Consider the following 1,429-nt stretch of genomic DNA (forward strand, 5'->3'; position numbering starts at 1 on the left):
GTCAAACCCTCGGCGCGCGGCGAGCTGGAGATCACCGACGTCAACAAGATCTACCTGCAGCGCGGCGATCTGAACGTCGAGCTGATGGGGCGCGGTTATGCCTGGCTCGACACGGGGACGCATGACTCGCTGCTCGATGCGGCGAACTTCATTCAGGTGATGCAGGCCCGGCAGGGGCTGCAGATTGCCTGCCCGGAAGAGATTGCCTGGCGTCTGGGCTGGATCGATGCCGAGCATCTTGAGCGTATGGCGCGTCCGCTGGCGAAGAATGGCTACGGGCAGTATCTGTTGGATTTATTGGCAAGGAAGGCTCGTTGATCTCATGGGACAGATTCTGCTGACCGGCGGTGCCGGCTACATCGGATCACACACGGCGGTCGAGCTGGTGTCGCGCGGCTTCGACGTTCTGTTGCTCGATAATTTCTGCAACAGCTCGCCGGTGGTGCTGGAGCGCCTGGCGGCGATTACCGGCCGTGAACTGCCGTGTGTGCGGATCGACATCCGTGACGAGGCCGCGCTCGGAGAACTTTTCTCCCGGCATGCCATCGACGCCGTGATCCATTTTGCGGCGCTCAAGGCTGTCGGCGAGTCCTGCTCGCAACCCTTGCGCTATTTCGAGAACAACATCGCCGGGACGATTTCGCTGCTCAAGGTTATGCGAGCCAGTGAATGCGGAGCGCTGGTGTTCAGTTCTTCGGCGACCGTTTACGGTGACCCGGACGGCTGCCCGATTCGCGAAGATGCTCCACTGCGCACGACCAATCCATATGGCCGTACCAAGCTGGTCATGGAGCAGTTGATCGAGGATGTCTGTACGGCGCATGCGGACTTCAAGGCGATGGTGCTGCGCTATTTCAATCCGGTCGGGGCACACAGTAGCGGCCTGATCGGTGAAGACCCGCTGGGCATTCCGAACAATCTGATGCCGTTTGTTGCTCAGGTGGCGGTCGGGCGGCGTCCGCGTCTGAGTGTGTTCGGCGGTGATTACCCGACGCCGGATGGTACAGGGGTGCGTGACTATATCCATGTCGTTGATCTCGCCCGGGCGCATGCCGCCGCGCTCGAATATCTGCTGCGTGAGAAGTGTTCACTGACCGTCAATCTCGGTACCGGATGCGGTATCAGCGTGTTGGAAATGGTGCGCGCATTCGCGGCAGCCAGTGGTCGGGATGTTCCCTATGACATCGTTGCCCGTCGTCCCGGGGATGTCTCCGAATGCTATGCCGATCCGGCGCTGGCACAGCGCCTGCTCGGCTGGAAAGCAGAGCTGGGCGTCGAAGCGATGTGCGAGGACGTCTGGCGTTGGCAGTCGAACAATCCCAATGGGTATGTGACATGAAGATCATTGAAACCGCGCTGCCCGGAGTGCTGATTCTGGAGCCGCAGGTCTTTGGCGACGCGCGGGGGTTTTTTGTGGAGACCTTTCGCG

The 1,429-nt window shown here is 60.8% G+C and carries 3 protein-coding genes; all 3 read left to right on the plus strand.

Going from position 1 to position 1,429, the window contains the following annotated elements; all coding sequences use genetic code 11:
- On the plus strand, positions 1-318 hold a 318-nt coding region (locus C7443_RS19715), incomplete at its 5' end, for a sugar phosphate nucleotidyltransferase (RefSeq protein ID WP_246004730.1).
- A gap of 4 nt (positions 319-322) precedes the next feature.
- A complete protein-coding gene (galE, locus tag C7443_RS19720; RefSeq protein WP_110020740.1) occupies positions 323-1,339 on the plus strand; it encodes a UDP-glucose 4-epimerase GalE in 1,017 nt (338 codons plus the stop codon).
- A partial coding sequence (locus C7443_RS19725; RefSeq protein ID WP_211346218.1) for a dTDP-4-dehydrorhamnose 3,5-epimerase family protein occupies positions 1,336-1,429 on the plus strand: 94 nt, incomplete at its 3' end. The genes galE and C7443_RS19725, both read left to right, overlap by 4 nt.

Source organism: Plasticicumulans acidivorans (assembly GCF_003182095.1).
In the GTDB taxonomy this organism is placed as follows: Bacteria; Pseudomonadota; Gammaproteobacteria; order Competibacterales; family Competibacteraceae; genus Plasticicumulans; species Plasticicumulans acidivorans.

Coding starts and splice junctions, on each gene's coding strand:
- galE (WP_110020740.1), top strand. CDS start 323: ATGGGACAGATTCTGCTGACCGGCGGTGCCGGCTACATCGGATCACAC.